Annotated in this window: 30 protein-coding genes; 17 read left to right on the top strand and 13 right to left on the bottom strand. The window is 40.7% G+C overall.

The genetic code is table 11. The features are described from left to right. Positions 1-131 precede the first annotated feature (131 nt). The 5 genes from V7L07_RS08890 (at position 132) to V7L07_RS08910 (ending at position 4,531) form a co-directional block, all read left to right on the top strand. Entirely contained in the window at positions 132-2,444 is a 2,313-nt protein-coding gene (locus V7L07_RS08890) for an NACHT domain-containing protein (protein WP_335056950.1), read from the top strand. 646 nt (positions 2,445-3,090) lie between these two features. Continuing rightward, positions 3,091-3,546 (top strand): response regulator, encoded by a 456-nt coding sequence (locus tag V7L07_RS08895; protein ID WP_335056952.1) that lies wholly within the window; start codon positions 3,091-3,093, stop codon positions 3,544-3,546. A gap of 95 nt (positions 3,547-3,641) precedes the next feature. After that, entirely contained in the window at positions 3,642-3,920 is a 279-nt protein-coding gene (locus tag V7L07_RS08900; RefSeq protein ID WP_335056954.1) for a LapA family protein, read from the top strand. An 83-nt stretch (positions 3,921-4,003) separates the two neighbouring features. Then, the gene (locus V7L07_RS08905; protein ID WP_335057099.1) at positions 4,004-4,270 is read left to right on the top strand and encodes a BrnT family toxin; all 267 of its coding nucleotides are present in this window, start codon (positions 4,004-4,006) and stop codon (positions 4,268-4,270) included. A 3-nt stretch (positions 4,271-4,273) separates the two neighbouring features. Next, positions 4,274-4,531, top strand: coding sequence for a BrnA antitoxin family protein (locus V7L07_RS08910; RefSeq protein ID WP_100901828.1), 258 nt, complete (start codon positions 4,274-4,276; stop codon positions 4,529-4,531). A gap of 52 nt (positions 4,532-4,583) precedes the next feature. Here the strand turns inward: V7L07_RS08910 and V7L07_RS08915 are convergent, their stop codons facing one another. After that, positions 4,584-4,718 (bottom strand): hypothetical protein, encoded by a 135-nt coding sequence (locus tag V7L07_RS08915; protein ID WP_335056956.1) that lies wholly within the window; start codon positions 4,716-4,718, stop codon positions 4,584-4,586. Positions 4,719-4,920: 202 nt separating this feature from the next. Here V7L07_RS08915 and V7L07_RS08920 point away from each other — a divergent pair, with 202 nt between their 5' ends. Beyond that, the gene (locus tag V7L07_RS08920) at positions 4,921-6,900 is read left to right on the top strand and encodes an AAA family ATPase (RefSeq protein WP_442936032.1); all 1,980 of its coding nucleotides are present in this window, start codon (positions 4,921-4,923) and stop codon (positions 6,898-6,900) included. 339 nt (positions 6,901-7,239) lie between these two features. On the opposite strand, the gene V7L07_RS08925 is transcribed toward V7L07_RS08920, so the two are convergent. Beyond that, positions 7,240-7,962, bottom strand: a complete 723-nt coding sequence (locus V7L07_RS08925; protein ID WP_335057101.1) for a Uma2 family endonuclease — start codon at positions 7,960-7,962, stop codon at positions 7,240-7,242. Between the two features lie 134 nt (positions 7,963-8,096). Between V7L07_RS08925 and V7L07_RS08930 the strand changes: the two genes are divergently transcribed. Beyond that, positions 8,097-9,095 (top strand): DUF4351 domain-containing protein, encoded by a 999-nt coding sequence (locus V7L07_RS08930; protein ID WP_335056960.1) that lies wholly within the window; start codon positions 8,097-8,099, stop codon positions 9,093-9,095. A 197-nt stretch (positions 9,096-9,292) separates the two neighbouring features. On the opposite strand, the gene V7L07_RS08935 is transcribed toward V7L07_RS08930, so the two are convergent. Further along, the gene (locus V7L07_RS08935; protein ID WP_335056962.1) at positions 9,293-10,870 is read right to left on the bottom strand and encodes an NAD(P)H-quinone oxidoreductase subunit 4; all 1,578 of its coding nucleotides are present in this window, start codon (positions 10,868-10,870) and stop codon (positions 9,293-9,295) included. A gap of 347 nt (positions 10,871-11,217) precedes the next feature. On the opposite strand from V7L07_RS08935, the gene V7L07_RS08940 reads away from it, so the two are divergent. Both V7L07_RS08940 and V7L07_RS08945 read left to right on the top strand, forming a co-directional pair. Then, positions 11,218-11,481 carry a hypothetical protein gene (locus V7L07_RS08940; RefSeq protein WP_335056964.1) on the top strand — a complete coding sequence of 88 codons (264 nt, stop codon included), beginning with the start codon at positions 11,218-11,220 and terminating at the stop codon, positions 11,479-11,481. A gap of 48 nt (positions 11,482-11,529) precedes the next feature. Then, complete coding sequence (locus V7L07_RS08945) at positions 11,530-11,736, top strand: hypothetical protein (protein ID WP_335057103.1); 207 nt, start codon at positions 11,530-11,532, stop codon at positions 11,734-11,736. Between the two features lie 50 nt (positions 11,737-11,786). On the opposite strand, the gene V7L07_RS08950 is transcribed toward V7L07_RS08945, so the two are convergent. Then, positions 11,787-12,014, bottom strand: a complete 228-nt coding sequence (locus V7L07_RS08950) for a type II toxin-antitoxin system MqsA family antitoxin (protein ID WP_335056967.1) — start codon at positions 12,012-12,014, stop codon at positions 11,787-11,789. Then, a complete protein-coding gene (locus V7L07_RS08955; protein ID WP_335056969.1) occupies positions 12,011-12,298 on the bottom strand; it encodes a DUF4258 domain-containing protein in 288 nt (95 codons plus the stop codon). The genes V7L07_RS08950 and V7L07_RS08955 overlap by 4 nt, the downstream gene beginning before the upstream one ends. Before the next feature lie 171 nt (positions 12,299-12,469). Between V7L07_RS08955 and V7L07_RS08960 the strand changes: the two genes are divergently transcribed. The 3 genes from V7L07_RS08960 to V7L07_RS08970 all read left to right on the top strand — a co-directional run bounded on the left by V7L07_RS08960 (position 12,470) and on the right by V7L07_RS08970 (position 13,798). Then, positions 12,470-12,691, top strand: coding sequence for a restriction endonuclease subunit S (locus V7L07_RS08960; protein WP_335057105.1), 222 nt, complete (start codon positions 12,470-12,472; stop codon positions 12,689-12,691). Continuing rightward, positions 12,688-13,161, top strand: coding sequence for a helix-turn-helix domain-containing protein (locus V7L07_RS08965; protein ID WP_335056971.1), 474 nt, complete (start codon positions 12,688-12,690; stop codon positions 13,159-13,161). Before V7L07_RS08960 ends, V7L07_RS08965 begins: the two co-directional genes overlap by 4 nt. 433 nt (positions 13,162-13,594) lie before the next feature. Further along, positions 13,595-13,798 (top strand): hypothetical protein, encoded by a 204-nt coding sequence (locus tag V7L07_RS08970; protein WP_335056973.1) that lies wholly within the window; start codon positions 13,595-13,597, stop codon positions 13,796-13,798. A gap of 142 nt (positions 13,799-13,940) precedes the next feature. On the opposite strand, the gene V7L07_RS08975 is transcribed toward V7L07_RS08970, so the two are convergent. The 7 genes from V7L07_RS08975 to V7L07_RS09005 form a co-directional block, all read right to left on the bottom strand. Continuing rightward, a complete protein-coding gene (locus V7L07_RS08975) occupies positions 13,941-14,126 on the bottom strand; it encodes a type II toxin-antitoxin system HicA family toxin (protein WP_193918417.1) in 186 nt (61 codons plus the stop codon). Continuing rightward, positions 14,123-14,386, bottom strand: a complete 264-nt coding sequence (locus tag V7L07_RS08980; protein ID WP_335056975.1) for a type II toxin-antitoxin system HicB family antitoxin — start codon at positions 14,384-14,386, stop codon at positions 14,123-14,125. The genes V7L07_RS08975 and V7L07_RS08980 overlap by 4 nt, the downstream gene beginning before the upstream one ends. Positions 14,387-14,603: 217 nt before the next feature. After that, positions 14,604-16,706, bottom strand: coding sequence for an NAD(P)H-quinone oxidoreductase subunit 5 (locus tag V7L07_RS08985; RefSeq protein ID WP_335056977.1), 2,103 nt, complete (start codon positions 16,704-16,706; stop codon positions 14,604-14,606). 145 nt (positions 16,707-16,851) lie between these two features. Then, complete coding sequence (locus tag V7L07_RS08990; protein ID WP_335056979.1) at positions 16,852-17,016, bottom strand: hypothetical protein; 165 nt, start codon at positions 17,014-17,016, stop codon at positions 16,852-16,854. Between the two features lie 139 nt (positions 17,017-17,155). Next, positions 17,156-17,542, bottom strand: coding sequence for a thioredoxin family protein (locus V7L07_RS08995; RefSeq protein ID WP_335056981.1), 387 nt, complete (start codon positions 17,540-17,542; stop codon positions 17,156-17,158). A gap of 72 nt (positions 17,543-17,614) precedes the next feature. Continuing rightward, a complete protein-coding gene (locus V7L07_RS09000; protein ID WP_335056983.1) occupies positions 17,615-17,827 on the bottom strand; it encodes a hypothetical protein in 213 nt (70 codons plus the stop codon). A gap of 121 nt (positions 17,828-17,948) precedes the next feature. Further along, positions 17,949-18,665: an NnrU family protein gene (locus V7L07_RS09005; RefSeq protein WP_335056985.1), complete on the bottom strand. Its 717-nt coding sequence runs from the start codon at positions 18,663-18,665 to the stop codon at positions 17,949-17,951. A gap of 212 nt (positions 18,666-18,877) precedes the next feature. Here V7L07_RS09005 and V7L07_RS09010 point away from each other — a divergent pair, with 212 nt between their 5' ends. The 5 genes from V7L07_RS09010 (at position 18,878) to V7L07_RS09030 (ending at position 25,659) form a co-directional block, all read left to right on the top strand. Next, a complete protein-coding gene (locus tag V7L07_RS09010; protein ID WP_335056987.1) occupies positions 18,878-19,891 on the top strand; it encodes a LysR family transcriptional regulator in 1,014 nt (337 codons plus the stop codon). Between the two features lie 301 nt (positions 19,892-20,192). Next, positions 20,193-21,584: a serine/threonine-protein kinase gene (locus V7L07_RS09015; protein ID WP_335056989.1), complete on the top strand. Its 1,392-nt coding sequence runs from the start codon at positions 20,193-20,195 to the stop codon at positions 21,582-21,584. 27 nt (positions 21,585-21,611) lie between these two features. After that, entirely contained in the window at positions 21,612-22,661 is a 1,050-nt protein-coding gene (locus V7L07_RS09020) for a substrate-binding domain-containing protein (protein ID WP_335056991.1), read from the top strand. Positions 22,662-22,814: 153 nt separating this feature from the next. Next, positions 22,815-24,215: an ABC transporter substrate-binding protein gene (locus V7L07_RS09025; protein WP_335056993.1), complete on the top strand. Its 1,401-nt coding sequence runs from the start codon at positions 22,815-22,817 to the stop codon at positions 24,213-24,215. 397 nt (positions 24,216-24,612) lie between these two features. Further along, entirely contained in the window at positions 24,613-25,659 is a 1,047-nt protein-coding gene (locus V7L07_RS09030) for a PstS family phosphate ABC transporter substrate-binding protein (RefSeq protein ID WP_335056995.1), read from the top strand. Between the two features lie 79 nt (positions 25,660-25,738). Here the strand turns inward: V7L07_RS09030 and V7L07_RS09035 are convergent, their stop codons facing one another. Further along, positions 25,739-26,458 (bottom strand): Crp/Fnr family transcriptional regulator, encoded by a 720-nt coding sequence (locus V7L07_RS09035; protein WP_069068606.1) that lies wholly within the window; start codon positions 26,456-26,458, stop codon positions 25,739-25,741. Positions 26,459-26,944 lie beyond the last annotated feature (486 nt).

Genomic DNA, 26,944 nt, shown 5'->3' on the forward strand with positions numbered 1-26,944 from the left:
AAATTGAGAGTATACTCTGGATTTTTGTATAACTTTAAGTAAGCAGAATGTTATTATCATAAAGAAAGCGATAAGATTGCAGATATTAATAAAAGTTAAAGTTCATGATTTGAGGAGCAAAGTTTTGTCCTATGGTCAAGCGATCGCTCCAAGCATCACTCAACGGTATTCAAGAGGCTAAAAGAGCATTTGCTCGCAAGGGGTGGACACAAGACAATCTAGCAGCGGAAGTCAACCTCAAGACTAGACAACCGATTTGGCGGTTTTTTAGTGGCCGTCCGGTTGAGCGTCATACCTTTATTGAGATTTGCTTGGTTTTAGAACTGAATTGGCGCGAAATTGCTACTAATCCTCCGGCAGAATTCTTAGAACTAGAAGAATATCCCCAGCCTCCTGTGGTGCATATTGATAAACTAGTGCAGCAAGTGCGATCGCAACGTTTCGACAAAATTCAAGACCAGTGTGGTATTTTGCAGTTATTGGATGTCAGCCATCCCGTTGCGATCGATGACATATATATAGATGTGAATATTTTGGAGCAAATTGCCAGTCAACAGTGGGTAGAAATCAGTGACTTGCAAAATCTTGATCCCAAAGACTTTGACCGTTTTGGCTTAGGTGAGATTGACCAGAACCAGATACCTGGGATGAATGTAGTTGAAACATACTCCAAACTCAGGGTGCTAGGCAAACCAGGAGTAGGTAAAACCACCTTTTTGCAATATCTCGCCATTCAGTGTAACCACGGTGCATTTGCAGCGCATCAGATACCCATCTTCATCACACTGAGAAATTTTGCCCAAGAGTCTAAGATTAGCAAAGACTTTAGTCTATTAAAGTACATCAGCCAGGAGTTTTTCACATCTAAAATTTCAGATACCTCAGTCATCGAAACCTTGCTTAGTGAAGGCAGAGTGTTATTGTTGCTTGATGGCATGGATGAAATTCTTAACCAACAAAGCAATGCTGTCTTAAGCGAAATTCGCAGATTTTCAGAGAAGTATCACAAAAATCATTTCGTGGCCACCTGTCGAACAGCATCTCAAAAACTTAGACTCCGAGGCTTTACCGATGTTGAAATTGCCCCATTGACTTCAGAACAAATCCGAGCATTCGCTCAAAAATGGTTTGTGGCATTTACCAAGACTAACATTCAAGATGGTCAGGCGCAGTCCGTTCAGTTTCTTGAGAAGCTGGAGTTACCTGAAAACTGGCAATTTCGCCAACTCATCGTCACACCCCTATTTCTGCATCTTGCCTGTTGGATATTTCACGGTAAAGATAAATTTCCGATTAAGCGGACTGATTTTTATAAACAAGGTCTAGACCTTCTGTTGGGTAAATGGGATGAAGCCAGAGGCATTGAACGGGATGAGGTTTACCGAGGGTTTTTATTACCACAAAAGCTCAAATTACTGAGTCAGATTGCAGCAGCTACATTTGAGCAAGGTCAATACTTTTTTGAACAACGCATCGTTGAGCAATACATTGGTGACTATATTCAAAATCTGACCAAAATACCAATGGATACAGATGAACTGCAAGTAGAAAGCGAAGCGGCACTGAAAGCAATCGAGGCTCAACATGGGCTACTGGCAGAACGGGCGCGGGGAATTTTTTCCTTCTCCTATCTGGCCTTTCAAGAATACTTCACGGCAAGGAAAATAGTTGCCAGCCATAATCTACAGGCATTTGGACAAGCGCTCTCTGGTCTGGTCAATCATATCACTGACCCCCACTGGCGGGAAATCTTCTTATTAACCGCTACCATGCTCAGAAGTGCAGACGGATTGGTACAGTTAATGAAGCAACAGATTGATACACTGGTTGCCGAAGACCCTTATTTACAAGATTTTTTGACCTGGGCCAGCCAAAAATCTCGCACCATTCCCGCCCAAGCAAAAGATGCAACAGTTCGAGCATTTTACCTAGCCTTGAGTCGGACTCCTCATATAGCTTCTCACTTTGCCTTAGCCAGCACCCTCGACCAGGGGATGTTTCTGGATGCGGCATTAGATGACCTGCTGCTGGAGTGTGCAATTGATGGAAACCAAGACTTTGCTCACATCCACGCCTGTGGAGAAGCTATGAGCAACATTCTGGGTATTGTTCTGGATGTAGGACTCCATAAATCCCTGCAACAACTCTCTGACCAATTGCCAAATTCTGATCAAAGTCAACAACGGTTTGAGCTATGGTCGCAAACGAGCTATTCAGCTTGGGCTAAACAGGTAAAGAAGACAGTCGTTAATTATCGCAATATTAACCACGAGTGGCAGTTTAGCTCTGAACAAGAGCAAGTGCTGCAACGCTACTATGATGCAAATAAGTTACTACTCGATTGCCTGCACAGTAATTGTGAAGTAACGGCTGCTATCAGGCAAGAAATTGAAGCGACCTTATTATTACCTCAAAAGGAACTTGAGGATAGGGAATGGCAATAGTTTTGTTGGTTAAACTTTTATAGCTATTTTCAATTAATTGAAAAGTTTTCCTACGTTTTGTGTCGTAGTTAATCAACTCATGTAAGAAATCAAACAACACTAGCTCATAGTACAAGAATCGAGCCGCGTAATTTTAACCATTAAGTGGTTCTCTGCTAAGTAGCCATCATGAACTGCTTACACCAGAACAGATGAAAGAGGAACTGGGGATTAGTATTTTTTACTCACCACTCAGTACTCAGCACTTTCAAGTCAGGTAGGCAAGAAAATTTAGAACTATGTCATTGCGAACTGAGCGAAACAAAGTCAAGCAATTGCAAGGGTTTCAAGCATTTTGTATTTCGTTACATAATTGGGTTTATTTGTGCCTACCTACTTTTATCGTAAATTAAGGGGTTTAAGAACCTGCAATCTAGATGTAGTACCCATTTGAGTCGGGGTTTGTCTTGAGAAATCGCTCCACTTGGGCAAAGCCCAAGACCGCGTTTCTCGCTAAATCCCCATCTGAAATGTCTTTAATTTTGAATTTTGAATTTTGAATTTTGAATTTTGAATTGTTAATTGACCTATTCGGTTGTCTCGTTTCCTGAAAACTAAGGGTTTTTCAGATCGCTTTCCCCTTAAAGTCCTAATTGCAGGTCTTATTATGAATTTAATCAATGACTTTTGCTTGGCAGATGGGATACTTCAAGGTGTACAAGTACTCGTTGTAGACAACGATCGCGATAGTAGAGATTTGTACGCGTTTTTACTCAAAGACTTGAGCGCCAACGTAATTACTGCTGGTTCCATAAGAGAAGCTTTAGAAATCCTGAGTTGGTTCACACCTAACATCCTGGTTTCTGAAATCAGGTTTTTAGGTGAAAGCATTTATACATTGCTCAATACACTGCATGTTATAAAAGCTGACAATGGAAATCATATCCCAATTATTGTGACTTCAACCTCTACCACAGGTACTTATGATCAAATTCCAGATGTAGAGTTTGAAGAATATTTACTTAAACCCTTCGACCTCGATCAATTAGTTTCCCTAATTCAGAATTTAGTACATAAAGAGGTGAAAGAAAATTTTTGCCATGATGTACTAGTTTTACAGTAGTACAGGGCAATATGGTTCAGTTAAGGGCGCTACCTCGTCGTCTATTTAGCTGAAAATAGCTGTAATAACTCCTAACTCCTCACTTCAATCAAACTATGAAAACTCTCGCTCCTTTTTTGACATCTCTAGTTGTAGCGGTTTGGGTAATTGCGATCGCAATTATTTCAGTCCAAAATGCCACACCCGTATCGTTAAAATTCTTAACGTTCCAATCGATTCAAATACCAATGGGTTTAGTGCTAGCTTTTAGTGCCGTTGTCGGGTTAATTGGCATGGCACTGTTGCAACCTCTGTGGGGACTTGCTGGTATTGGGCAGGGTAATTCTCGATTGGAAGACGATGCCGAATTTTTTGTTGATGATGAAGATTTTTGAGGTTTGAAAAAAACACACAGAAGTACATCAGTTAAGTACTCCTCCTCTAATAATATGCACGAATGTGCATACAATAGATTGAGATAGCGTATCAGTGGGATAGAGATAAGGCAGCAGCCAATCTTCGCAAGCATGGAGTTGACTTTGCTGATGCAGTAACCGTGTTTTCTGACGATTTAGCAATTAGCATCATAGATGAACGTTTTAATGAAGAGAGATTTATCACTATTGGGATAGATGCTTTGAGTCGAGTTTTAGTAGTTGTGTATACATGGTGCAATGATGAAATTCGATTTATTTCTGCCCGTAAAGCTACGCGCTATGAACAAAAGCAGTATGAGGAGGGATAAGTGATGGAAGCTGAGTATGATTTTAGCCAGGGCAAGCGGGGAGCGATTGAATCAACACCAACAGGCAAAACTCGAATTACAATTCGCCTAGATGATGAAGTACTAGCATGGTTTCGTGACCAAGTTCACGCGGCAGGTGGGGGAAATTACCAAACTTTGATTAACGATGCCTTACGTGAGTACATTCAGCAACGCCGTGAACCGTTAGAAGAGACATTACGGCGAGTATTGCGAGAGGAACTTGAGCGCATCGGAAAATAAGGATATTTTGGCTTAAACTATGCAGCTGATCGATAAAGGCTATGAGCGCAACCTATAAAGCAGATTTTAACTTGTGGATTGAACAGACAACCCAACTATTGCGATCGCGATTCATTCCAGCTGCGATCGCATCAAGTGCAGCTTTGCGATCGCTATCTATCCGAAACGTAATATTTTCTTTGCTCATTGTTTTGTGAAAGTTGTCTTGCAACATATAGTGGCGATCGCTATTCTCTCACTTCAAAACGCTATACTAGTATCGTTAAAATTTTGAACATTCCAATTGATTCAACTATTGGTAGTTTTAGTCCTAGCTTTTAGTGCTGGCATAAAGTTAATTGGCAATTTCAAATAGAATAATAAAAAGTGAGTGACAGACTTAGATATATATTAAAAATTTACAGATTCAGAATTACGGTCCCATAGATAATATAAGCTTAAATTTAGAATTCAATAATAATTCATATCCAATTTGCCCCTTAATATTTCTTGGTAAGAATGGTGCGGGAAAAACCTTATTATTATCGTTTATAGTTGATGGAATTATTGAACTAAAAAGAAGCAAATATGGAAAATTACAGGAAGTAGAAGAAAATCATTTTTTCAGAATAGGCAGTAAGAATTATATAAAAGCTTCTAAAGACTTTAGTTATGTAAATATTGATTTTGAATCATATGGTAAAATATTAAGTTATACAGAATTAGTTACTAATTTGTCATATTCTACATTTAATTCAAATTACTCGACAAAAGCATTTATTAATTTTGATATTAATGAAAATATCTTCCAAGAACATGGTTTTTATAAAAGAACATCTCCAATAAATGAAGTTATAGGAACTTTAGAAAATAATATTTTTTTATATTTTCCACCAACTAGATATGAAAAATCGGCATGGTTAGGGAAGAGTGCTAAGATTGATTTTCAATTTTCTGAAAAAATTATAGGAGTATCAGATAGGAATATTGTAAAAAACAATGTTTTGAAAGAGATAGAAGCATGGATTTTAAATCTTTTACTAGATCAAGCAATTTATGAAAAAAGAATCGAGACAAGATTTACACCATCAGGCTCGTCGGAACAATTATGGTTAGGTTATTCCGGCAAGAATACAGATATACTTGAACTTATTAATAAATTACTAATAATAATTTACAAAGTAAAGTATAAAAATATTGAGTATGCCAGAATAGGAGTGGATGAAAAAAATCAAAGAAATATAGCTATAATAATAAAAATTAAAAATGAGCATGAAATCAACATATCACCTTCATTTTCTCATCTATCTTCAGGAGAAATGATGCTATTAGCATTATTTGCTTCAATACTCAAAGAATATGATTATATTAATAATAGTCAAGCTCATAACACATCTGATATATCAGGAATTGTATTAATAGATGAAATAGATTTACATCTTCATATTGAATTACAAAAAGAAATACTTCCACAGTTATTAAAGTTTTTTCCTAAAATACAATTTCTTATTACTACCCATTCTCCGTTTTTTATTTTGGGATTAGATGCAGTTTATAATAATCAAGTGAAACTAATTGATTTACCTATAGGTAATGAAATAACAATTACAGAATTTAGCGAATTTCAAAAAGCGTATGACATATTTATTGAAAAAAATGAGCAATTTAAGACTTTATATAAGACTATTAGTCAAGAAATATTAGTCTTGAGAAAGCCAAGAATTATTACAGAGGGAAAGACTGATTGGAAGCATTTAAAAAAAGCATTAATAAGATTACAGAAACAAGAAAAATTTAAACAATTAGATATAGAATTTCTGGAATATGAAAATGAAATACAAATGGGAGATGGTGAATTAATTAAAATGTGTGAGCAATTTTCCAAAACTCACCAGGAGAAAAAAGTAATATTTATTTTTGATAGGGATAGTCAGGATATTATAAAAAAAGCCAATGGCAATAACCTATTTAAGGATTGGGGTAATAATGTTTTTTCTTTTTGTATACCAATCCCATCACATAGAACAAAGTATTCAAATATTTCTATTGAATTTTATTATAAAGACGATGAAATTAAAACTATAGATAACTCAGATAAAAGACTTTATTTTTCTAACGAAATCGACATTATTACTAAACAAAGTGCAACCAATAAGGTAGTAGAAAAGCATATCAATGCATTAAATAATCCTAAATTAAATGAAGAATATGATAAAAAAATATATGATCAAGATGTAGATAAAATTCAAAATGACACTGGTAACTTAGTAGCTTTATCCAAAAGTAACTTTGCAAATAATATTTACAATGAGAAAGATGGTTTTAAAGAGTTTGACATAATTGAATTTGAGAAAATATTTGAGATAATTCAACAAATATTATGCTCATAGAAGTAGTGTTCATGAACATAATTTATACAGTAATGTGATCGCTTATCACGGTAAATTGATTTGACGTGAGGAAACCCAGCAATTTACAGCGGATTGCATTTTTAGCGGCTTGCCGCAGGCATCGCCGTTATCTCCAGTTGACACCTCAATGCAATAGACAAGCGATAGCAATTATCTAAAACTAATGCAAACTAATGCAACAGAAGCTAAATTGAGTAGTTTTGGGTTAGTTGCAGCTTCAGGTAATCAAGAAAGTCCAGAATTTCTGTATCAGTGAGTTGCAGGCGCGTAGGCGTAGTCCCTCCTAGACATCGCTTGTCATGACAAAATCTGGTTAATCTAAGACAAAGTTTCTGGATCAACGCCAAGTGCATTCAACCTTTCCGTTAAGATTTTCACCTGTTGTTCTACTTCCACCCGTCGCTGTTCTTCAAAAGCTGTGCGTTCTTCTGCCTCTCTGATGCGTTCTTCTGGTGTCAGCAATTTTTGCCCTTCTTCGTCATACCAGTACAACCACTCCCGCACTATACCTTGATAAATTCCCCGTTCTCGCCCAATTCCTAAACCAATTTCTGGTAGCCAAACGGGATTTCCTGACATTAAAATATATTCCCCATCAACTAAGCGATACACTTCTAAAGGTGTCTTTTTACGCCGAAGAGGACTATATACAACGTAGTACAAAATTCCTAAATCTTTTGCATAAAATTCTTTCTTGGTACTATATTCTTCTCGATATATTTGGGAAACAACTTCTAGCGCTAAAATTGGCAGCTTCTTTTCTTCCCACAGCACATAACTTAGGCGTAAGTCCTCATCAATAAAGCGTTTCACTCCTAAGCTGAAAAACCCATCAGGGACAACGGCTGGTTTTTCTGGGTCATAATAAATACCCATATCAACACCAAAGAACCAATCCCAGCGATCGCACCAAACCAAAGCTAGTATCGTTTTTAGCAAGCCGGGAATTAAATTTTGTAGTTCATTATCCACAGCAGTATCATCTGAGTCGGGTAGTTCTTCGGAAGATGGCAAACAATGTAGCGGATTGTAGTTTAACATTAGCGGTTTTACCACATCTGATTCTACCTTGATTGTAGAAAATTTATCGATAATTAAGTAGGTATATGAGGGACAATTAATTGTGGATTAAAATATTCACATAAATGTGACGAAAATCAGCTTCTTGGATGAATATGACCGATATTAGCGATGTCTACGACGGGCTACGCCTACGCGCTGATTTTGATAGCCCTTGGAAAGAAATTATAGAAGCTTATTTTCCCCAAGCAATGCATTTCTTTTTTCCAGAAACTTCTGCATTAATTGACTGGGAACGTCCCTACGAATTTCTAGATAAAGAATTTCAGCAAATAGCTCGTGAAGCTGAACAGGGTAAGCGATATGCCGATCAATTAGTCAAAGTTTGGCAAACCCAAGGGGAAGAACTTTGGTTATTAATCCATGTTGAAATTCAGGCACAAAAAGAAGATAATTTTGCCAAGCGGATGTTTACCTACAACTTTCGCATATTTGACCGCTTCGAGCGACCAGCAATTAGCCTTGCAATTCTCTGCGATTCAAACCGCGAATGGCGACCAAGCAATTACAGTTACAATTATCCCAATACTCGCTTAAATTTTGAATTTGGCAGTGTTAAACTTTTGGATTACGAAAATCGCTTTCACGAGTTAGAAAATAGCGATAATCCATTTGCAACTGTCGTCATGGCGCATTTGAAAACGCAGCAGACACGCTCATCACCCGAACAGCGCAAAATATGGAAATTTAGTTTAATTCGCAGACTATATGATTTGGGCTTAGAAGAGCAGGATATTCGTAATCTGTATCGATTTATCGATTGGGTTATGATATTACCAACGGCATTAGAAAATCAGTTTTGGGAAGAGTTTAAACAATTTGAGCAGGAGCGAACTATGAGATATGTAACTACAGGTGAGCGCATCGGCTACGAGCGCGGTAAACTAGAAGGTAAAAAAGAAGGTGAACAAGAAGGTGAACAACGACTTATTTTAAAATTACTACAAAGACGAGTGGGAGAATTATCACCAGAATTACAAAATCGCATCCAATCTCTTTCTTTAAATCAATTAGAAACCCTTGGCGAAGCTTTGTTAGATTTTACTGCTATGGAAGATTTACTTAACTGGTTGCAAACAAATCAATCAGCTTAAAACCTATTTTTATGAAATTTGAGCATTTGATGATGTGTTTGGAGGACAAATTAATATTCTCTACAAAGGTGAGGAAACCTTCTTGGCATTAGAAAAAAATAAGAATATTTTGAATATTTAAACTATCTAAGTAATGTACATAAAAAAGGGCAGGTAGAAAACCCGCCCTCAAAATAATCAGTATTTAAACTCGCAACTTAATTACCAATTCTCGGCGCACTCAAAGAAACCTTTAGTGTTTCTTCTTGTTGTTGTGCTAATGTCGGTACGGAATCACGCAATCTTGCTGTCAATTGTACAGTTGTAGCGTCGTACATTTGAGTCAGCAATTTGGGATAGAAACCAATACCAATAATTGGAATTAACAAACAGGCAATGATAAATACTTCACGGGGTTCGGCATCTATCAAAGCTTGGTGAGAAACTAATTCCTCGTTCTCTTTACCGTAGAAAATTTCTCGCAACATCGACAGCAGATAAATCGGAGTTAAAATCACTCCCACTGCCATCAAGAACACCACGATCACTTTGAAGGTAGAGCTATAAGCATCGCTAGTAGCAAAGCCAACAAATACCATTAATTCTGCCACGAAACCGCTCATCCCTGGCAATGCCAGAGAAGCCATTGAACAGGTGGTGAACATGGCGAAAATCTTCGGCATTCTCTTAGCAACACCGCCCATTTCATCCAACATTAGGGTGTGGGTGCGATCGTAAGTTGCGCCGACAAGGAAGAACAAACTCGCCCCAATTAACCCGTGGGAAACCATTTGCAAGACTGCCCCACTTAATCCCAAATCGGTGAAGGAGGCAATACCAATCATCACAAAGCCCATGTGAGAAATTGAGGAGTAGGCAATTTTTCGCTTCAGGTTTCGCTGGGCAAAGGATGTCAAGGCAGCGTAGATGATATTAACTACCCCCAAAACCACCAACACTGGCGCAAAATAAGCGTGGGCATCGGGGAGCATTTGGGCATTCATCCGAACTAAGGCGTAACCGCCCATTTTTAGGAGAATACCTGCTAATAACATGTGTACGGGGGCTGTAGCTTCACCGTGGGCATCAGGTAGCCAGGTGTGCAAGGGAATAATCGGCAACTTGACGGCGTAGGCAATTAAGAAGCCAGCATAGAGGGCAAGTTGGAAATTCAGGGCGAAATCTTTTAAGGCGAGCGATCTCATGTCAAACGTCACCGTATCGCCGTAAAATCCCATTGTCAGGGCAGACAGCAAAATAAACAGCGAACCGCCGGCGGTGTATAAAATAAATTTAGTCGCTGCATACTGCCGCCTTTTGCCTCCCCAAATCGACAGCAGAAAGTATATCGGTACTAGTTCCAGTTCCCACACCAGGAAAAACAACAGCATATCCTGGACAGCGAACACGGCAATCTGACCGCCATACATCGCCAAAATCAAGAAGTAGAATAGCTTGGGCTTGAAGGTAACAGGCCAAGCTGCTAAAACCGCCAGCGTAGTAATGAATCCAGTCAAAATAATTAGGGGCATGGACAAGCCATCAGCCCCTACTGACCAATTCAAACCCAGTTGTGGTACCCAGGGGTAACTTTCCACCAACTGCAAATCTGGATTGGAGAAATCATACCCAGTATAAAAAGCGTAAACAATTAGTGCAAAATCTATCAGCCCTACAACGAGGGAGTACCAGCGCACTGTTTTGCCTTCTTTGTCAGGGATGATGGGAAGAAGTAGCGACGCCGCTATCGGAAACAGAATAATCGTCGTCAGCCAGGGGAAATTAGCTATATTCATCACAATCAATCTGCTATCAAAATCATGTTTGGCAAAAAGTCACTAGTTATTAACTAACAGCTTTTTAGCAATTTTTCCTTCATTGTTAGGTTGATTTAATTAAATTGGCAATCCCCCGTTTGGTATCCGAGGAGTCTATTTTTACTTGAGGGAATGCAGAATGTCAGTTTAAATACTGGTAGTCAAGTCAAAAATTTACCCTAACAAAAGCCGCTAAACTAGAATTTCAGGAATGTGCGATGTCTACTACGCGTAGCCCAACCCATCGCTAAAAATACAATATGCTATTTGGTGGTTGTAGAGAAAAGGATTTAGTGTAAAAAAAGCATAACAGGAGAATTAACCCTATGATAATCGCACAAATTGAAAGTCAAATTCGTTATGTCACCAACGTAAATGGAGAAACAACAGATGTACTCGTCCCTGTAGAACTTTGGCAACAGCTTATAAGTTCCATAAATTCTGATAATGTCAGTGGTTTAGCTTGGATTGATGAAGAAGAGCCAAAAGCACAAATATTAGCCGATTTGCAAGAGTCTGTGCGACAAGCAGCAGCAGGACAAACTTTCCCAGTTTCAGAGCTTTGGGACTACAGTAGGCGATTTGATTGAGTTTTTTTAGTAAAATAGACAGTGAAAGTTGATAAGGGAAATTCGATTATGTCATCTCCAGCGATCGCTACTGTAATTAAGATGATGGAATCTTTATCTGAAGATGTGCAAGAAAGAGTTGCAGAACATCTCCGAGAGTACCTAGAAGATTTGCAAGATGAATTCAAATGGAATAAATCATTTAACAAAACTCAACAACAACTGATTGCATCTGCCCAATCTGCTAAAAGAGAGATTTCGCAAAGATTACCTTGAGCGATCGCGTAGTCAAACCCATAGCTTAAGTAGAAACGCCAATAAAAAAACTAAGCTGCATATCTAATAATCTCCAATTCTGCTCCATTATTAATAGCTGACTCTGCTTTTTCTAAAACCTGTTTGGTAACTGCATCACTTAAATAATATTCACCACAGTTATCACAAATTTCTGCTGGAACTTTTTTGAAGACAATAATACATTCATCTCTTTCTAATGTCACAGTTACTAAACCTGGTTTAGTTTCTCCATGCTGACAAATTACGCATCTCATCATCTTTGTTTCCTAGTTTTAAAACCATCCAACCAAATATTAGCATCAGGAATATAAGCTGTTACTACATATCCTGTATCTGTAGCTTCATCGTAGGAAAATACCACATGAATCGGCTTACCTTCTATAAAATCCAATATTAGATAACTGGGGTAGGGTGTATCATGAGGATTTTCTTCTATCACTTCTCCATAAGAAATCGCAGCTTTTACTTCTTTTTGGCTGATGCGACGATAAAACATTTGTTGGATAGCATGACGGGAAAAAACTAGATTTTCACAATACATACATGAATTATTTTTAAATTATAATTAGTGATAAACTTATTATTTTGCTGAATCTTGGGCTTATATTAATTTTTCTCTTAAGAGATTGCCCAGAATACCATATCATTTATCTACTGTGTAGTCTGTCTCTCATAGCAATAACTTCATGCCTTTAAGCCTATTCAAGAGCTTATCAACCAGATGTCTAGAGGTCAAACTGCTCACCTTTATGCAGAAGACTTGCAACATCTGCGCGTTCCCATTCCACCTATGAAAATTCAGCAAGTAATCGTAGATGAATTAAACAGGCGATGTAGTGGAGCAAAAGGTTTGTATACTGAAGCTGAAAATTTACTCACTGAAGCAAAAGCCCGCATTGAGCGCATGATATTAGGAGAAGAAGAGGTGACATGAAGGAGGGCAGTAAATACCAGCCACTCCTTGAGTTTTTACGTGGCAGTGAGCAAAATGAAATAACTTTATCATTTGCTGAAATTGAAACTTTAATAAATGATGTGTTGCCTGAATCAGCAAGAAATAAACAGGCATGGTGGAGTAACCGCAAACAAGGCTCATCACAAGCTTACGCTTGGATGGAAGCGGGATATCGTGTTGAGAAAGTGGATTTTGATCAGCAACAAGTGACATTTCTTAAACCTCCTGATAAATATCAAGTTCAGCTTCAGGGTGATACTGTGCTGTGGAATGCTGAATTAATCAAAGCATTGCGGCAGCACATGGATTTAACACAGGTGCAGTTTGCACAAAGGCTAGGTGTGCGACAAGCAACAGTGAGCCAATGGGAAAAAAGTGTATATGAGCCGACTTTAGCCACATCTAAGTATTTGACCTTAATTGCAAAACAAGCTGGATTCAAAATTTAAACTAAACCTATTTACATAAAAATACTTTACCGCATATATTGTTTTTAGATTAAACATTTTATTCGGTAGAGCATGAAGATTCAAAACACAAAACCCAAAGCCCTCTTACTCTCTCCTGACAGCAACGTATACCCCGACAACCTAATTTGCATAAATATTCCCTGAAGAACTGCGTAGTTTACCGCCGTAGGCATCGCTGCGCTTATTCAAGTGCCGGATGTGGCTATGGCTAGTTGTCCCAGGACTGCACGACCATGATGCAACCCAGCTTTTACCACAAAATCTATGAGATGAGAGTGTTTAGAAGCGATGAAAACACACTCACACTTACCGCAACCAGGCAACAAAATTACAAATCTTGTCAAAAGCCAGCAAATAAGTTTCCGAGGCTTCCTGCTGGCTCTTGGCTCCCTAACAAAAGGAGACATTCACCATGATAAAACCAGTTATTGCCCAAAATCATCCTTGGGCGATCGTAAAAACTGTAGTGATTACCCAATCTCACACCGTCGCCCGTTTTGCTAACCGCCAAGATGCAGACGACCATTTAAGATTTTTGCGTCGAACTATTCCCAATGGAGGTTTTGAGATTGTGTTTGAACCGCCAGATGATGTAAAAGAAGACTTGAATATTTAATTGCTGATTCTCAGCCAAAGGAGTCTAATTTTAGGCTCCTAAGAAACAAGGCAAGAGGGAAGAGAATTTTACTTGTTTCTTTCATTCATAAGAGTTACGCACCGCCCGTCGGACGCTTTCAAAGATCGGCTCTAACTTAGTGTTAGCCAGCTTCATCACTAAGCATCTTAATAATATGTTTTGCAAGTTGCTCTTTGATTTCTCTATGTCTGGGAACAGCTTGAGAAATTTTTGTTATTGGATTCTGATACCAATCATGTTTGCCACCATGACGAACGAAGATACAGCCCATTTCTTCAAGCTTACTAATTAAATCTCTTCGTTTCATGAAACTTCAAGTTCTGCAACTCTACGAATATTGTGGATATTTCCACTTGTTAATTCACTGTAAATATCGAGTAGATTTTCTTTTAGCTCCTCTTCGGTTTCACCCTGAGTCCAATAGTCAGGATATTCTTCGAGATAACCTAACCACATATCATCATCTTGCCAGTAAATGTATTTCTTCTTAATCATTTGCCTATTCGCTGCCTTTTTTTGAACTAGGAGGTTTTTGAGTAATCTAGGAGACTGTAAGTAAGTGGGCAAGAATAAATCAAACTATATTAAGTAATGTGAAATTCAATTGAATTTGCTCGTAGTAAGGGCTTTAGCCCTTAAGGGAGGACTAAAGTCCCCACTACAAACCTTTAATTATTTACGCCCACTTACTTGTATTAAATTACTGAACTATCAGCCAAAAAAAGGAGTCTAATTTAGACTCTTAAAAAATTTAGGGGCGGACAGCCGCCCACCCCTATAAAAATCAGGTGACACCAAAGACAATCACTAAGCCCAAAACCGCCCCAAACACAATCAAGGCATAGAATTGAGCGCGACCGTTTTCTAGGTACTTCAGACCTTCACCGCTAACAAGAGTAAAAAAGCCTGTGAGGTTAACAGCACCATCGACAACGCGGAAGTCAACTTCCATAACTTGTCTAGCTAGGCGACGCAAGCCGAGGACAAAAACCCGATGGTAAATGTCATCAAAGTACCACTTGTTGAGAGATAACTCGTAAAGTGGTTGGATTTTAGCAGCGATCGCAGCCGGGTCAATCTTCCCTCGCAAATACATCAGCGAGGCTAAGGTAATCGCAACTAAGGAAATTCCCACTGAGGCACCCGCCATAATGTAGAATTCCGTCGGATTGAACTCGGCAGCCTTTTCTATAACTTCGGAGAGGGTTTCGCTAGGAGGAAAGATAAACTCTTCAAAATAATTGGCGTAAGGAGTTCCCACCAAACCAATCAAAATCGAAGGCACAGCCAACAGTGCCAATGGTAGGGTCATTGTCCACGGCGATTCGTGGGGGGAGTCGCTGTGATGCCCGTGGGAGTCATGGGAATCATGATGCTCACCAGTGGCAGCCAATTCTCCTTTCTTCATCGCCCCAGGCCCAAAATTCGGCGCTAGTTCTTCTGACTCTAATTCCAGGACAATTGTCGCGGCCGCCTTCTTAAGTTTTTGCTTGATTTTCTCGTCAGTACCCCGGAATTTGCCTTCAAATGTCGAGAAATACATTCTAAACATATAGAAAGCAGTAATCCCGGCAGTTAGCCAGCCGATGAACCAGAGGAGTGGATTAGCCTCAAAAGCCTTCCCTAGAATTTCATCTTTTGACCAGAACCCAGCAAAGGGCGGGATACCAGAGATTGCCAAGCAACCAATCAAAAAGGTAATTGACGTGACAGGCATATACTTTCGCAGTCCACCCATCAAGCGCATATCTTGAGCTAAGGCGGGGTCGTGTCCAACGACACCTTCCATGCCATGAATTACTGAACCTGAACCCAAGAACAGCATCGCCTTGAAATAGGCGTGGGTCATCAGGTGGAATAGTCCAGCACTGTAGGAACCTATGCCCATTGCCATCACCATGTAACCCAGTTGGGAAATGGTGGAGTAAGCCAAGCCCTTTTTGATGTCGTTTTGGGTAATGGCAATGGTTGCCCCCAAAAACGCCGTAAACGCCCCAGTAAAGGCAATGACATTCATTGCGGCTGGAACGTCTTCAAATACTGGGTACATCCGGGCAATGAGGAAAACACCCGCCGCCACCATTGTTGCCGCGTGAATCAAGGCAGAAATGGGGGTGGGGCCTTCCATTGCATCTGGTAGCCAGACATGGAGGGGGAATTGGGCTGATTTTGCCACTGGCCCTAAGAAAACTAAAATCGCAAACAGGACAGCGAGAAAATTGCTGATAGAACCTGATTCTACGAGTTGGGCGAGGCGATCGCCCATGATATTAAAATCAAAGCTTCCTGTTGCCCAAAATAGCCCTAAAATGCCGAGCAACAAACCAAAGTCGCCGACGCGGTTGGTTACAAAGGCTTTTTGAGCGGCATCGGCTGCTGACTTGCGATCGTACCAAAAGCCGACCAACAAGTAGGAACACATCCCCACAAGTTCCCAGAATATATAAATCTGTACTAGGTTGGGGCTGACCACCAGACCTAACATTGAGGAGCCAAACAAACTGAGATAGGCGTAAAACCTCACGTAACCGGGATCGTGAGCCATGTAGCCATCGGTGTAAAGCATGACTAAGCAGGCTACTGTTGTGACAATCACCAGCATTAGGGCTGTCAGGTGGTCGATAGTGTAGCCCATGCTCAGGTGAAAATTACCTGCTGCTGCCCACTCAAAGGTGCGGAGATAAGGCGCGTGTCCTTGAATTTGACTCCACAACAAGGCAAACGACAGCCCCATAGCTGCTGCCATCATGGAGATAATCACCACAGCGTTAAGCTGCCGTAGGCGGTTTGTCACCTGATTCAACGAGATTAACCCTAGACCGACCAGCATTGCCCCAAGAAGCGGGAACACTGGAATCAGCCAGGCATACTGATAGATTACTTCCATCACTGACGCCTACTTTTAGAATTCTTGATTAGTGTGTCGAAACTGTTAATAATTGTGACACACACCCTTTAGCATAAAATAACCCACCCAAGGCTGATTGGGTGGGGTATTAAGCATGGTTTTAGATTTGGTCATTAGTCATTAGTCATTTGCCCAATGCCCCATACCCTTCAGGAGTGCTGAGTGCTGAGGCTGAGTGCTGAGGCTGAGTGCTGAGGCTGAGGCTGAGTGCTGAGGCTGAGTGCTGAGGCTGAGTGCTGAGTGCTGAGGCTGAGTGCTGAGTAAAGAAGTGAGATTCCCTACTCAGCACGGGCTAAACCTTAGCTATCGCCTAACAGAACTCGGAAAAGAGGAACTGTTTTGCCCAATGCCCCATACCTTTTAGGAGTGCTGAGTGCTAAATAAAGAACTGAGATTCCCCACTCAGCACTCGCAACTCAGCACTCTCTTCAGGCTGATCGACGTTCTAAATCTACTGCTTTGGAACTAGCGTAGATTTTCGGGCAATTGCTGTAGCTGGCTTTAATCTCTTCTAAAGCTAGACGTAAATCTTCTCTGCCGCGAAAGCATTCCAAGCGATGGTAAACAGTGCCATTTTTAATCAATAGTAAAGTAGGTAGTGATTTTAGCCTATAAGTAGTTGACAATTTAAAATTTTGATCGGCGTTAACGGCAACTAATTTAATTTCTTCCCCACATTGGGCTTGAAATTCCAACAATAGTGGGTGGATAATCCGACACAATCCACACCAGGGTGCTTCAAAATTAACTAAAACAGGAATAGGAGATTCTAAAACTTCTTGAGTAAATGTCCGCTCACTAACCGAAAACACCATGACGCCTCTTGGATTATAAGGTTTTTATATCAAAACTAGCTATCAGGACTGAAGTGAAAGATTGGCAAGTCATTAACTGCCGATAGATGCTTTCAGGACAAAAATTTCAGGACATAGAAAAAATGAGCGCGTTAATGTGTCTCTGACAAAAAAGCCACCGTGGAAATCGCGCTGGCTTTTTTGGATGTTAAACTCCTGATTGCCGTGGCTGCCTGGAGATTTAACTGAATCTGCCACGTTTTTCCAACTAAAGGCAACTGACCAACGACTACCAATAGATTTCAAACTGACTCAATGCACCCCCATTTATAGATGTTTGAATTTATCCTACATTGATTTGGGGCAATTGATAAGCTGAAATTTCCATCTATTTCGGATTTTTGCTGACACTGGGGATCATCTAGAGTTACCATCCTATCCTACTAGTTGCTTCCTGTAACAGAGGGTGCGACCACCAAAGCAAAGCGATAAAAATGGTAACTCCCAAATAGGCAGGTCGGAGAAATTCCTGCCATAAGAGAGATTGACGCCCGTCAATAATTGCTTTAAAGGGAATAATTGAAGTCCGCTGTTTGGCAGCTTCAAAAGCTTCGCCATACCGATCGCTCAAACGGCGATCCCCATGCCAAACCCCAAACAAGTGATGCAACACCAATCCAATGGAAGTCACAAGGGTAAAGGTAGTTCCCAGCCAGAGAGTATGAGCAACACACCACATTATTTGCCCCACCATTTGGGGATGACGGGTAATCCGAATAATTCCTGTTTCGTAGAGATGAACTTGGGGCTTTTGAATGGCAGCAATTTCTAGTAGATTGAAGGTAGCAGGATATAAAAACAAAAACGAGATTGCTGACAACAGCCAAACAAATTCTCGCACTCCTGGCACTCCTTGTACCTGCCAAAGTTGCAAACCATCATAACGGTGCCCAAAAAAGTAAATAATTAATATCACAGCCAACGGTAGGCTGACTAATGCAAAGAGAATGCGATAAAGCCTTGGGCCAATGTATTTTTCAGCCCTTGGACGCAAAGCAGCGCCTCCACTGTGAGCGATCGCAAAAACTATTTGTAACCCCAGTATGACAAAATGACTGGGTGTCAACCAAGAAATCAACGGCATATAAATGAGTGAAGTAATTTAAAGAAAATTGAATTCAGTACAACCAATACCACAAAGTATTCAAAAGGGGACTTTAGTCAAGATGTTGTGCCACTGTCTTTTTCGAGTCAAGCCTTCAAGTTCAATATGCAACAAATCATACCCAGCTGATTGCTGCTAAACCTGATTTGTTGTGTGCATCCGCTCCTTTCAAAGTTTGTGGGTTGAGCCTTATGTCTGACCTTCCTTTCACTTTAGATCAGTTACGTATTTTAAAAGCGATCGCCCAAGAAGGAAGCTTCAAGCGTGCCGCTGATAGTCTTTACGTCTCCCAGCCCGCCGTCAGTTTGCAAGTCCAAAATCTCGAACGGCAGCTCGATGTCCCCTTATTTGATCGCGGAGGACGACGCGCCCAATTAACCGAAGCCGGGCATTTACTCTTAAGCTACGGTGAAAAAATCCTCAGTCTGTGTCAGGAAACTTGCCGCGCCATTGAGGATTTACAAAATCTCCAAGGTGGGACTTTAATTGTCGGTGCTTCTCAAACTACTGGCACTTATCTCTTACCCAGAATGATCGGTATGTTTCGACAAAAATATCCAGATGTGGCAGTGCAATTACACGTCCACTCTACCCGGCGGACTGCTTGGAGTGTCGCGAATGGACAAGTTGATCTGGCGATTATCGGCGGTGAAATTCCCGGTGAACTCTCAGAATCTTTAGAAGTTATTCCTTACGCTGAAGACGAACTGGCCCTGATTCTACCTGTCTTTCATCCCTTCGCCAAACTTGAAAAAATCCAAAAAGAAGACCTATATAAATTACAATTCATTGCCCTAGATTCCCAATCGACTATCCGCAAAGTAATTGACCAAGTGCTAGGACGCTGTGAAATTGATACCAGACGTTTAAAAGTTGAAATGGAATTGAATTCCATTGAAGCGATTAAAAATGCTGTGCAATCTGGTTTAGGGGCTGCTTTTGTTTCAACTAGTGCGATCGCTAAAGAGCTACAAATGGGCGTTTTGCACCGTACCCCCATTGAAGGTGTAGTCGTCAAACGGACACTGTGGCTGATTTTTAATCCCAATCGCTATAGATCCAAGGCCGCAGAAGCCTTTAGTCAAGAAATTTTGCCCCAGTTCGCTAACCCAGGATGGAATCAAGATGTGTTAAAATTAGCACAAAAAAACATAGTATTAACTACATTGGAGGTAGCAACACCCACCTTATCCGGCGAAGACTAAAATCAGGTTATTAGTCATTTGTCCTTTGTTTTTTTGTAAATGACCAAATAATTCGTAATAACGCTTCTCTGTCGCTAACGTAATTCGTAATTATTAACCCATCGATTTTTGTACAGGATGCCGTAGACAAGCCAAGGGTTTGATATCAGGAAAAAAGTTTCCTGTTCTCCAATTAATAAATTTAGCTGCTCTGTAACCTGAACTAATTACGAATTACGTAGCTTGCTTCTCACTATTGGCGTAACATCTCGTAGAGAAGGTGAGTATTATCAATTACGAATTATTTTGACTAATCACGAAAATGGAAGTTTACTGCACTCGTCCACGTTGTCCACGCCCACAAAACTATTTTGCCGATTTAGACGATATTACGACACTGAAAACAACCCAGCAAAAGTATTGCACTACCTGTGGTATGCCACTGATGCTAGATGGTCGATATGTGCCAACAAAGCTATTGGGAAGGGGCGGTTTTGGAGCAGCCTTTTTGGCACGTGATCGCCGAATACCAGGAATGCGTCAATGCGTGGTTAAGCAGTTTCAACCAGCGGGAAATTTAACCCCAACTCAACTGCAACAAGCGCAGTTAATGTTTGAGAGAGAAGCAGAAGTTTTATCACAGCTTGGTAACGACCACGAGCAAATTCCTGATTTATTTGCTTTCTTTCCAGTAATAGTTAATAGCTTGCAATCAGGACAAGAAGACCAATTTTTTTACTTGGTGCAGGAATACATTGATGGGCAAAACCTAGAGGAAGAATTAGTTCAACAAGGCAAATTCTCTGAACAGCAAGTGTTACAGGTATTGCAAGAAATCCTGAAAGTACTAGAGTTTGTCCATGACAGAGGCATTATCCACAGAGATATCAAACCTTCAAACATCATGCGTCGTCGTGATGGTAAACTTTTTCTACTAGATTTTGGTGCAGTCAAGCAAGTAACAAACGCTGCTTCTGCGGCTTCTTCCACAGGAATTTATTCTATGGGATTTGCACCGCCTGAACAGATGACTGGAGGTCAAGTATTTCCATCTACGGACTTATATGCTTTAGCTGTCACTCTGATTACCTTGTTAACACATCAGGAAGCAATTCAACTATTTGATGCCTATAGCAATCAGTGGAAATGGCGATCGCAAGTAAATATCAACCCCCGCCTTGCTGACATTTTCGATAAAATGCTGCTACCTGCTGCTAATCAGCGCTTTCAGTCAGCGCAGGAAGTTCTACGTGCCCTTAGTTCACAGGCTTTAGCGCCTACACAACTTAATTCACCCTCTGCAACACTCCCGCCACAAGCATCCAAAGGTTCCAGTATTTTCGCCCGCCGTTCATCAACTCAACCAGCATTTTCTACATTGGAATTGTTGGCTGGGGCGGCATTTAGTGGATTTGAGGGTGCATTAATCGCGATCGCCCTCTTCAGTCTAGTAAAATCACCAATAATTGTTTTTACTACTTCCGCCCTGATTTTAGGTATACTAATTTTTGCCCAAACTAGGCGGTGGATTGAAAAGTTCGATTTATTAATTATTCCCACAATTACTTTTGCGATTATTTTTTTTCTCCCATTTTTACGGGGTGGTCTTGACATTCTGCCGGTGGTTATTTTAGCCGTTGCAGCTGGCTTAGTAGCTATTTCACTGACAGCCATATTTCGACTTATTTATAAATTATTATCTCTCTTACTTTAAAAAACTCCTGGTGCTAACAGCTACATAATGTCTCAGAAAAACGAAACACTTAGTCTTTTTTTAGCCATTATCATCACCATTGGTTTAATCTTTGGTGGTCTATGGTTTCTTATGGAACGATGGGCGCAATTAAACGGAACTGTTTCTAAAGCTTCCGGGAATAGCAACACAGGTAATCCCATAAACCAGTTTGTCAACAACAATAGATGTAATGTGCCAAATCTCCCAGAGGGAACATTTAACTATGGTGGTAGTACAACCTGGGCACCCATTCGTAAAGACGTAGACTCAGTATTAGAAAGCCTGTGCCCTCAGTTTACTTTACGCTATACTCAACCTCCTTCAGTCCAAGCCGGTTCTGGAACTGGGATTCGGATGTTGATAGATAATCAACTGGCTTTTTCTCAATCTTCTCGCTCAGTGAAAGCTGAAGAAAATACCGAAGCTAAACAAAAAGAATTTAGTTTGAAAGAAATTCCGGTGGCCATTGATGGTATAGCGATCGCAGTTAACCACAATCTCAATATTCCAGGTTTAACTGTCGCTCAACTCAAAGACATCTACACGGGCAAGATTACTAATTGGCAACAGGTGGGTGGGCCAAATTTACCAATTACAGTCTACTCTCGAAGTAAAGAAGCTGGGGGTACAGTAGAGTTTTTTGTGGAAAATGTTTTAAATAAAGAGAACTTTGCTACCAACATTAGTTACATTGGCACGACCACAGAAGCCGTGCGAAAAGTAGCAATGAATACTGGCGCAATTTACTATGCTTCTGCCTCAGAGATTGTACCCCAGTGTACGATTAAGTCTCTACCACTAGGGCGGATAAGCGGTCAATTTGTGCCTCCCTACCAGGAACCATTTATACCTCAATCTGAATGCCCAAGTAAGCGGAATCAGTTGAATAATAAAGTATTTCGGAGTGGAGAATACGCAATTACCCGCAATTTATTTGTAATTGTTAAACAGAATGGTCAAAGAGATCAGCAAGCTGGAGAAGCTTATGCAAATTGGCTTTTGACATCTCAAGGTCAAGAACTGATCGAAAAAGCTGGATTTGTCAGAATTAAATGATCAAAATGGTTAGATTTAGCCAAATAATTAAATTAGGACTTATGCAAAAACTCTTATAGACTCCGTGTTCTCTGTGTCTGGAGTAGTTCGTTTTTTATCTTAATCCATAAGTTCTACAAATAATAAACATTTTTACTTTATTCAAACTTGTTCATGTCACAAAAGAATGAAACCAAAATTTTAGCCTTGGCCTTGCTGCTAACAGTTGGCATAGTTGGCGGTGGTTTTTGGTTGTTTGCTAAAAACTCTGGGGTCAAAATTGGTAATACTGCCATTCCAAATCAGGCCGCAGGTAACAATACATCCTTACAAGACCGCATTAGTTTTGGGGAAAAATCCTTGACTCCAGGTGAGATTTCTCCAGTGAAAAAAGAAGGAGTACAGGCGATCGCTGCTAAAAGTTATGATAAGGCGATCGCCAATTTCACAGCTGCCCTAAAACTCAACCGTAACGATCCAGAAGCATTAATTTTTCTCAACAATGCCCGCATCGGTTCTTCCAAGAGCTATACCATTGTGGCTTCTGTACCATTAGGCACTGACCCCAATGCTGCTTTAGAAATTTTACGTGGCATCGCCCAAGCCCAAAATCAAGTTAATACCTCTGGGGGAATTAAGGGAGTACCTTTAAAAGTAGGGATAGCTAACGATGACGACAATCCAGAAATAGCCAAGCAAATCGCTTCCAACTTAGTCAGCAATTCCGAAGTATTAGGTGTAGTTGGGCCGAATACTAGCGATTCTACCTTAGCCGCAGGTACTATCTATAATTCTGGACAACTTGTAGCAATTTCTCCTACCAGCACATCTGTCAAAATTTCTAACTTTAGCCGCTACGTTTTTCGCACAGTTCCCAGTGATTTTATGGCTGCGAGAAGTTTAGCTAACTATATGGTGAAAACTTTGCAGAAAAAAAATGCAGTGGTTTTCTTTAATTCTCAAAGTAATTATAGCCAGTCTTTAAAGTCAGAGTTTGTCTCATCTGTTTCCCTAGAGGGTGGACAAGTATCTAGCGAATTTGACTTATCCAAGGCTGATTTTAGTGCGGCTAAAAGTGTAGAACAAGCAACTAAACAAGCTACAGAAGTGTTGATGTTAGCTGCTAACACCGAAACTCTAGATAAAGCGCTGCAAGTAATTCAGATTAACCAGAAAAAGTTAACTCTGCTGGCGGGAGATGATGTTTACACCGCTAAAACTTTAGAAATTGGCAGAGAGCAAGCTGCGGGAATGGTAGTGGCAGTTCCCTGGCATATTGATGGCGATCCTAAATCAGATTTTCCTCAGAAATCGCGGCAGCTATGGGGTGCTGATGTGAGTTGGCGAAGCGCCCTTAGTTATGATGCTACTATTGCTCTAATTAAGTCATTAGAACGAAATCCTACACGATCTGGAGTCCAAGAAGCATTGGCATCCTCTGATTTTTCTGCCAGCGGCGCTTCTGGTACAATTCGATTTTTACCATCAGGCGATCGCAATGCGCCAGTCCAACTTGTAAAAATTGTTCCTGGTTCTCGCTCTCGCACTGGTTATGACTTTGAGCCAGTGCGTTAATCAGCAATAAAAAATTAAAAATTAACCAATACTTAACCTAGAGAAACTCTCAACATGAGAAATTGAAATTCATGGGAAAAATTTTAGTGTTCCTTGAGAGAAGAAACGAATAATCTAGGTGAAATTTATCATAACTTGGCTTCTAAGGGACTTCCAAATAAAAAAAACATCCCAAATTTTATTATCGGGTGCGGATCTTGTCGTCCCTAAATCTGGGAAAGGTGGGGACACACACCCCACAAGATGGATCATTTATTTCTTAGAAGTCTCGAAAGTAAGTGGTCAGAAGTTAGGATTTATCAGAATTTGCTAACAAAATACCCGTCCTCCAAATACAATCTCAAGTAGCAAGTACTTATCAAGCACTTATATTGAATGGACGCGGGAGTAATTTACTATGTCCCAAAAAAATGAAATACCTATTCTTGTATTATCAATTCTGATTACAGTTGGGCTAGTAGCTGGAGGTTTTTGGTGGTTTAGCAGAAAGTCTGGTCTGGAGCTAAATACAGTTAATTCTAGTAGCACTAATACACCCCAAGCCACATCAGGAAAACCTAGCAGCGGGACTTTCTCTTTAGTAAAAGATGTTCCTACAGGATTGTTTAATTACGGAGGTAGTACATCTTGGGCACCGATTCGACTAGTAGTTGATCCAGCAATCCAAGCCGCGCGGCCAGAGTTACGGCTGCGCTATGTAGAACCCAGCAATGCTTCTCCTGGTTCTGGTACTGGCATTCAGTCCCTAATAGACGGTCAACTAGCCTTTGCCCAGTCCTCCCGACCAGTTCTAGATCAGGAATTAAGCCGTGCCCAGCAGCGTGGATTCAGTTTAAAACAAATTCCTGTGGCAATTGATGGTTTAGCGATCGCAGTTAATCCCAACTTGAATATCCCAGGACTAACGGTAGACCAGTTAAAGTCAATTTACACAGGCAAAATCAATAATTGGAGCCAGGTGGGCGGCCCCAATATCCAGATTAAGCCCTATTCCCGCCGCATTGCTGATGGCGGTACGGTTGAGCTTTTTGTCCAAGACATCTTGGGTGGTCAAGCTTTCAGCCCGAATGTGGAATTTATCTCCACAACCACCCAAGCCTTGCAAAAATTGGCTGGTAGCCCTGCCAGTATCTACTACGCTTCTGCCCCAGAGGTGATTCCTCAATGTTCAATCAAAGCCTTGCCGTTGGGGCGGACACAAGGACAATACATTGCACCATACCAAGAACCTTCTGTCCTCCCGTCTGAATGTCCTGGGAAACGGAACAAATTGAACATTGATGCTTTCCAATCAGGAAAATACCCGATTACCCGCAATCTGTTTGTGGTGGTCAAACAGAATAATCAGACCGAGCAGCAAGCGGGTGTCGCTTACGCCAACTTACTGCTGACTGAGCAGGGACAGGAATTGATTAGCCAAGCTGGGTTTGTCAAAATTCGCTGACTCTTGCGATCGCTTCCGGCGGGGCGTAGCCCATCGCACTCAAGACAGAGTGGCGGAAATCGCCGCTCTGAACTGTGCTTTAACCAGCTCTATTAATCGACTCTGCTGGCAAGCAAATGAGGTTATCGCCTTGAGTCAGGATTAAGCCACGTTGACGCAGCTTACCCATCAAGCGGGTGACGGTAACACGAGTGGAACCAATCGCGCTACCAATTTGGGCATGGGTGAGGGGGAAGGGCAGAGCATAGCCGCGAATCACATCAGGATCAGTGTCGCTCATGGCTGGTTCTCCATATTCCTCAATTAACAATGTGAGAAATCCTAAGAGTCGGTCAATTGTGCGGCGTTGTCCCAAGGCACTCAACCACAGCAGCTTACGCTGGTGCTGATACCTAAAGGCATCCATAACTTCGCGACGGAAGTGAGGCCAATTGTCTAAATCATGCCAGTACATCCACAGCACCGCAGTTTGGTCAACATGGGCGTAAGCCTGGAGTGTGAATGGTGATTGAGCAACAATTTCAAATGGCTGTCCCGCTCCCACAAAACCCAAGAACGCTTCTTCTGGAGTTCTGTTAATTCGTCGAGACGTTAGCTGACTAGCAGTCGCACTAACTTGTGCGGTTCCTACCATACGGATCGCACCCCTTTGCACCAAATACAGCAATCCAGGGCGGGCTGGAATGCGCTCATCTTTGCTAAAGGTGCGGCAGCGGTAGTGTTCTTGAGCCCAGTCAAGAATGCGTTGCCAAGTCAGAAAAGGCCGTGATGCCTCAGAAAAGGAGGATGGAGATTGCATAGGTAACAAAGAGCGTTCGGCTGAAGACAAAGACGTAAATAAAAGGGTGCAAGGAGTGTCTTTGTGTTGACGAGGCAGGCTTAACGCCTAACAGCGCCAGCCAATCCAAAGAATAGAAAGCAAATTACTCTCTACTCTTTTGTTATACTTCCTACTGTACAATGATGGTAGTAAAGTTTACTTACTATTCATCGATTATTCATTAAATTTTATCCTCTTCTCATTTTTCTTCATCTAAATTAAATTTATACCGCAAGACAGATGACAGAAATGTGACAAATATATTTTACATATTTATTTAAGTAATATTACGTGCTTTATAGATTACCAGTTAGCAAATACACGTCAATAAAACAGCTATTATACAGTTATTTGATAAAATCAATAAGCATTGATACTTACAAAGCAGAAAATGAGTACATAAAAGATGAAAAAATTCCTCTACATAAAGGTAGAGATGAGAATAGAGTTTTATACACTTCAAGT

The organism is Nostoc sp., assembly GCF_036916985.1.
Lineage (GTDB): Bacteria > Cyanobacteriota > Cyanobacteriia > Cyanobacteriales > Nostocaceae > Nostoc.

Bases quoted from the DNA above. Each gene is read 5' to 3' on its own strand.
- V7L07_RS08930 (WP_335056960.1), top strand. From the start codon at position 8,097: ATGACCGATATTAGCGATGTCTACGACGGGCTACGCCTACGCGCTGAT.
- V7L07_RS09015 (WP_335056989.1), top strand. From the start codon at position 20,193: ATGGAAGTTTACTGCACTCGTCCACGTTGTCCACGCCCACAAAACTAT.
- V7L07_RS08915 (WP_335056956.1), bottom strand. From the start codon at position 4,718: ATGAGCAAAGAAAATATTACGTTTCGGATAGATAGCGATCGCAAAGCT.
- V7L07_RS08925 (WP_335057101.1), bottom strand. From the start codon at position 7,962: ATGTTAAACTACAATCCGCTACATTGTTTGCCATCTTCCGAAGAACTA.
- V7L07_RS08985 (WP_335056977.1), bottom strand. From the start codon at position 16,706: ATGGAAGTAATCTATCAGTATGCCTGGCTGATTCCAGTGTTCCCGCTT.
- V7L07_RS09005 (WP_335056985.1), bottom strand. From the start codon at position 18,665: ATGCCGTTGATTTCTTGGTTGACACCCAGTCATTTTGTCATACTGGGG.
- V7L07_RS09010 (WP_335056987.1), top strand. From the start codon at position 18,878: ATGTCTGACCTTCCTTTCACTTTAGATCAGTTACGTATTTTAAAAGCG.
- V7L07_RS08970 (WP_335056973.1), top strand. From the start codon at position 13,595: ATGATAAAACCAGTTATTGCCCAAAATCATCCTTGGGCGATCGTAAAA.
- V7L07_RS09030 (WP_335056995.1), top strand. From the start codon at position 24,613: ATGTCCCAAAAAAATGAAATACCTATTCTTGTATTATCAATTCTGATT.
- V7L07_RS08945 (WP_335057103.1), top strand. From the start codon at position 11,530: ATGTCATCTCCAGCGATCGCTACTGTAATTAAGATGATGGAATCTTTA.
- V7L07_RS08935 (WP_335056962.1), bottom strand. From the start codon at position 10,870: ATGAATATAGCTAATTTCCCCTGGCTGACGACGATTATTCTGTTTCCG.
- V7L07_RS08950 (WP_335056967.1), bottom strand. From the start codon at position 12,014: ATGATGAGATGCGTAATTTGTCAGCATGGAGAAACTAAACCAGGTTTA.
- V7L07_RS08890 (WP_335056950.1), top strand. From the start codon at position 132: ATGGTCAAGCGATCGCTCCAAGCATCACTCAACGGTATTCAAGAGGCT.
- V7L07_RS09025 (WP_335056993.1), top strand. From the start codon at position 22,815: ATGTCACAAAAGAATGAAACCAAAATTTTAGCCTTGGCCTTGCTGCTA.
- V7L07_RS08955 (WP_335056969.1), bottom strand. From the start codon at position 12,298: ATGTATTGTGAAAATCTAGTTTTTTCCCGTCATGCTATCCAACAAATG.
- V7L07_RS09035 (WP_069068606.1), bottom strand. From the start codon at position 26,458: ATGCAATCTCCATCCTCCTTTTCTGAGGCATCACGGCCTTTTCTGACT.
- V7L07_RS09020 (WP_335056991.1), top strand. From the start codon at position 21,612: ATGTCTCAGAAAAACGAAACACTTAGTCTTTTTTTAGCCATTATCATC.
- V7L07_RS08910 (WP_100901828.1), top strand. From the start codon at position 4,274: ATGGAAGCTGAGTATGATTTTAGCCAGGGCAAGCGGGGAGCGATTGAA.
- V7L07_RS08975 (WP_193918417.1), bottom strand. From the start codon at position 14,126: ATGAAACGAAGAGATTTAATTAGTAAGCTTGAAGAAATGGGCTGTATC.
- V7L07_RS08940 (WP_335056964.1), top strand. From the start codon at position 11,218: ATGATAATCGCACAAATTGAAAGTCAAATTCGTTATGTCACCAACGTA.
- V7L07_RS08995 (WP_335056981.1), bottom strand. From the start codon at position 17,542: ATGGTGTTTTCGGTTAGTGAGCGGACATTTACTCAAGAAGTTTTAGAA.
- V7L07_RS08900 (WP_335056954.1), top strand. From the start codon at position 3,642: ATGAAAACTCTCGCTCCTTTTTTGACATCTCTAGTTGTAGCGGTTTGG.
- V7L07_RS08895 (WP_335056952.1), top strand. From the start codon at position 3,091: ATGAATTTAATCAATGACTTTTGCTTGGCAGATGGGATACTTCAAGGT.
- V7L07_RS08965 (WP_335056971.1), top strand. From the start codon at position 12,688: ATGAAGGAGGGCAGTAAATACCAGCCACTCCTTGAGTTTTTACGTGGC.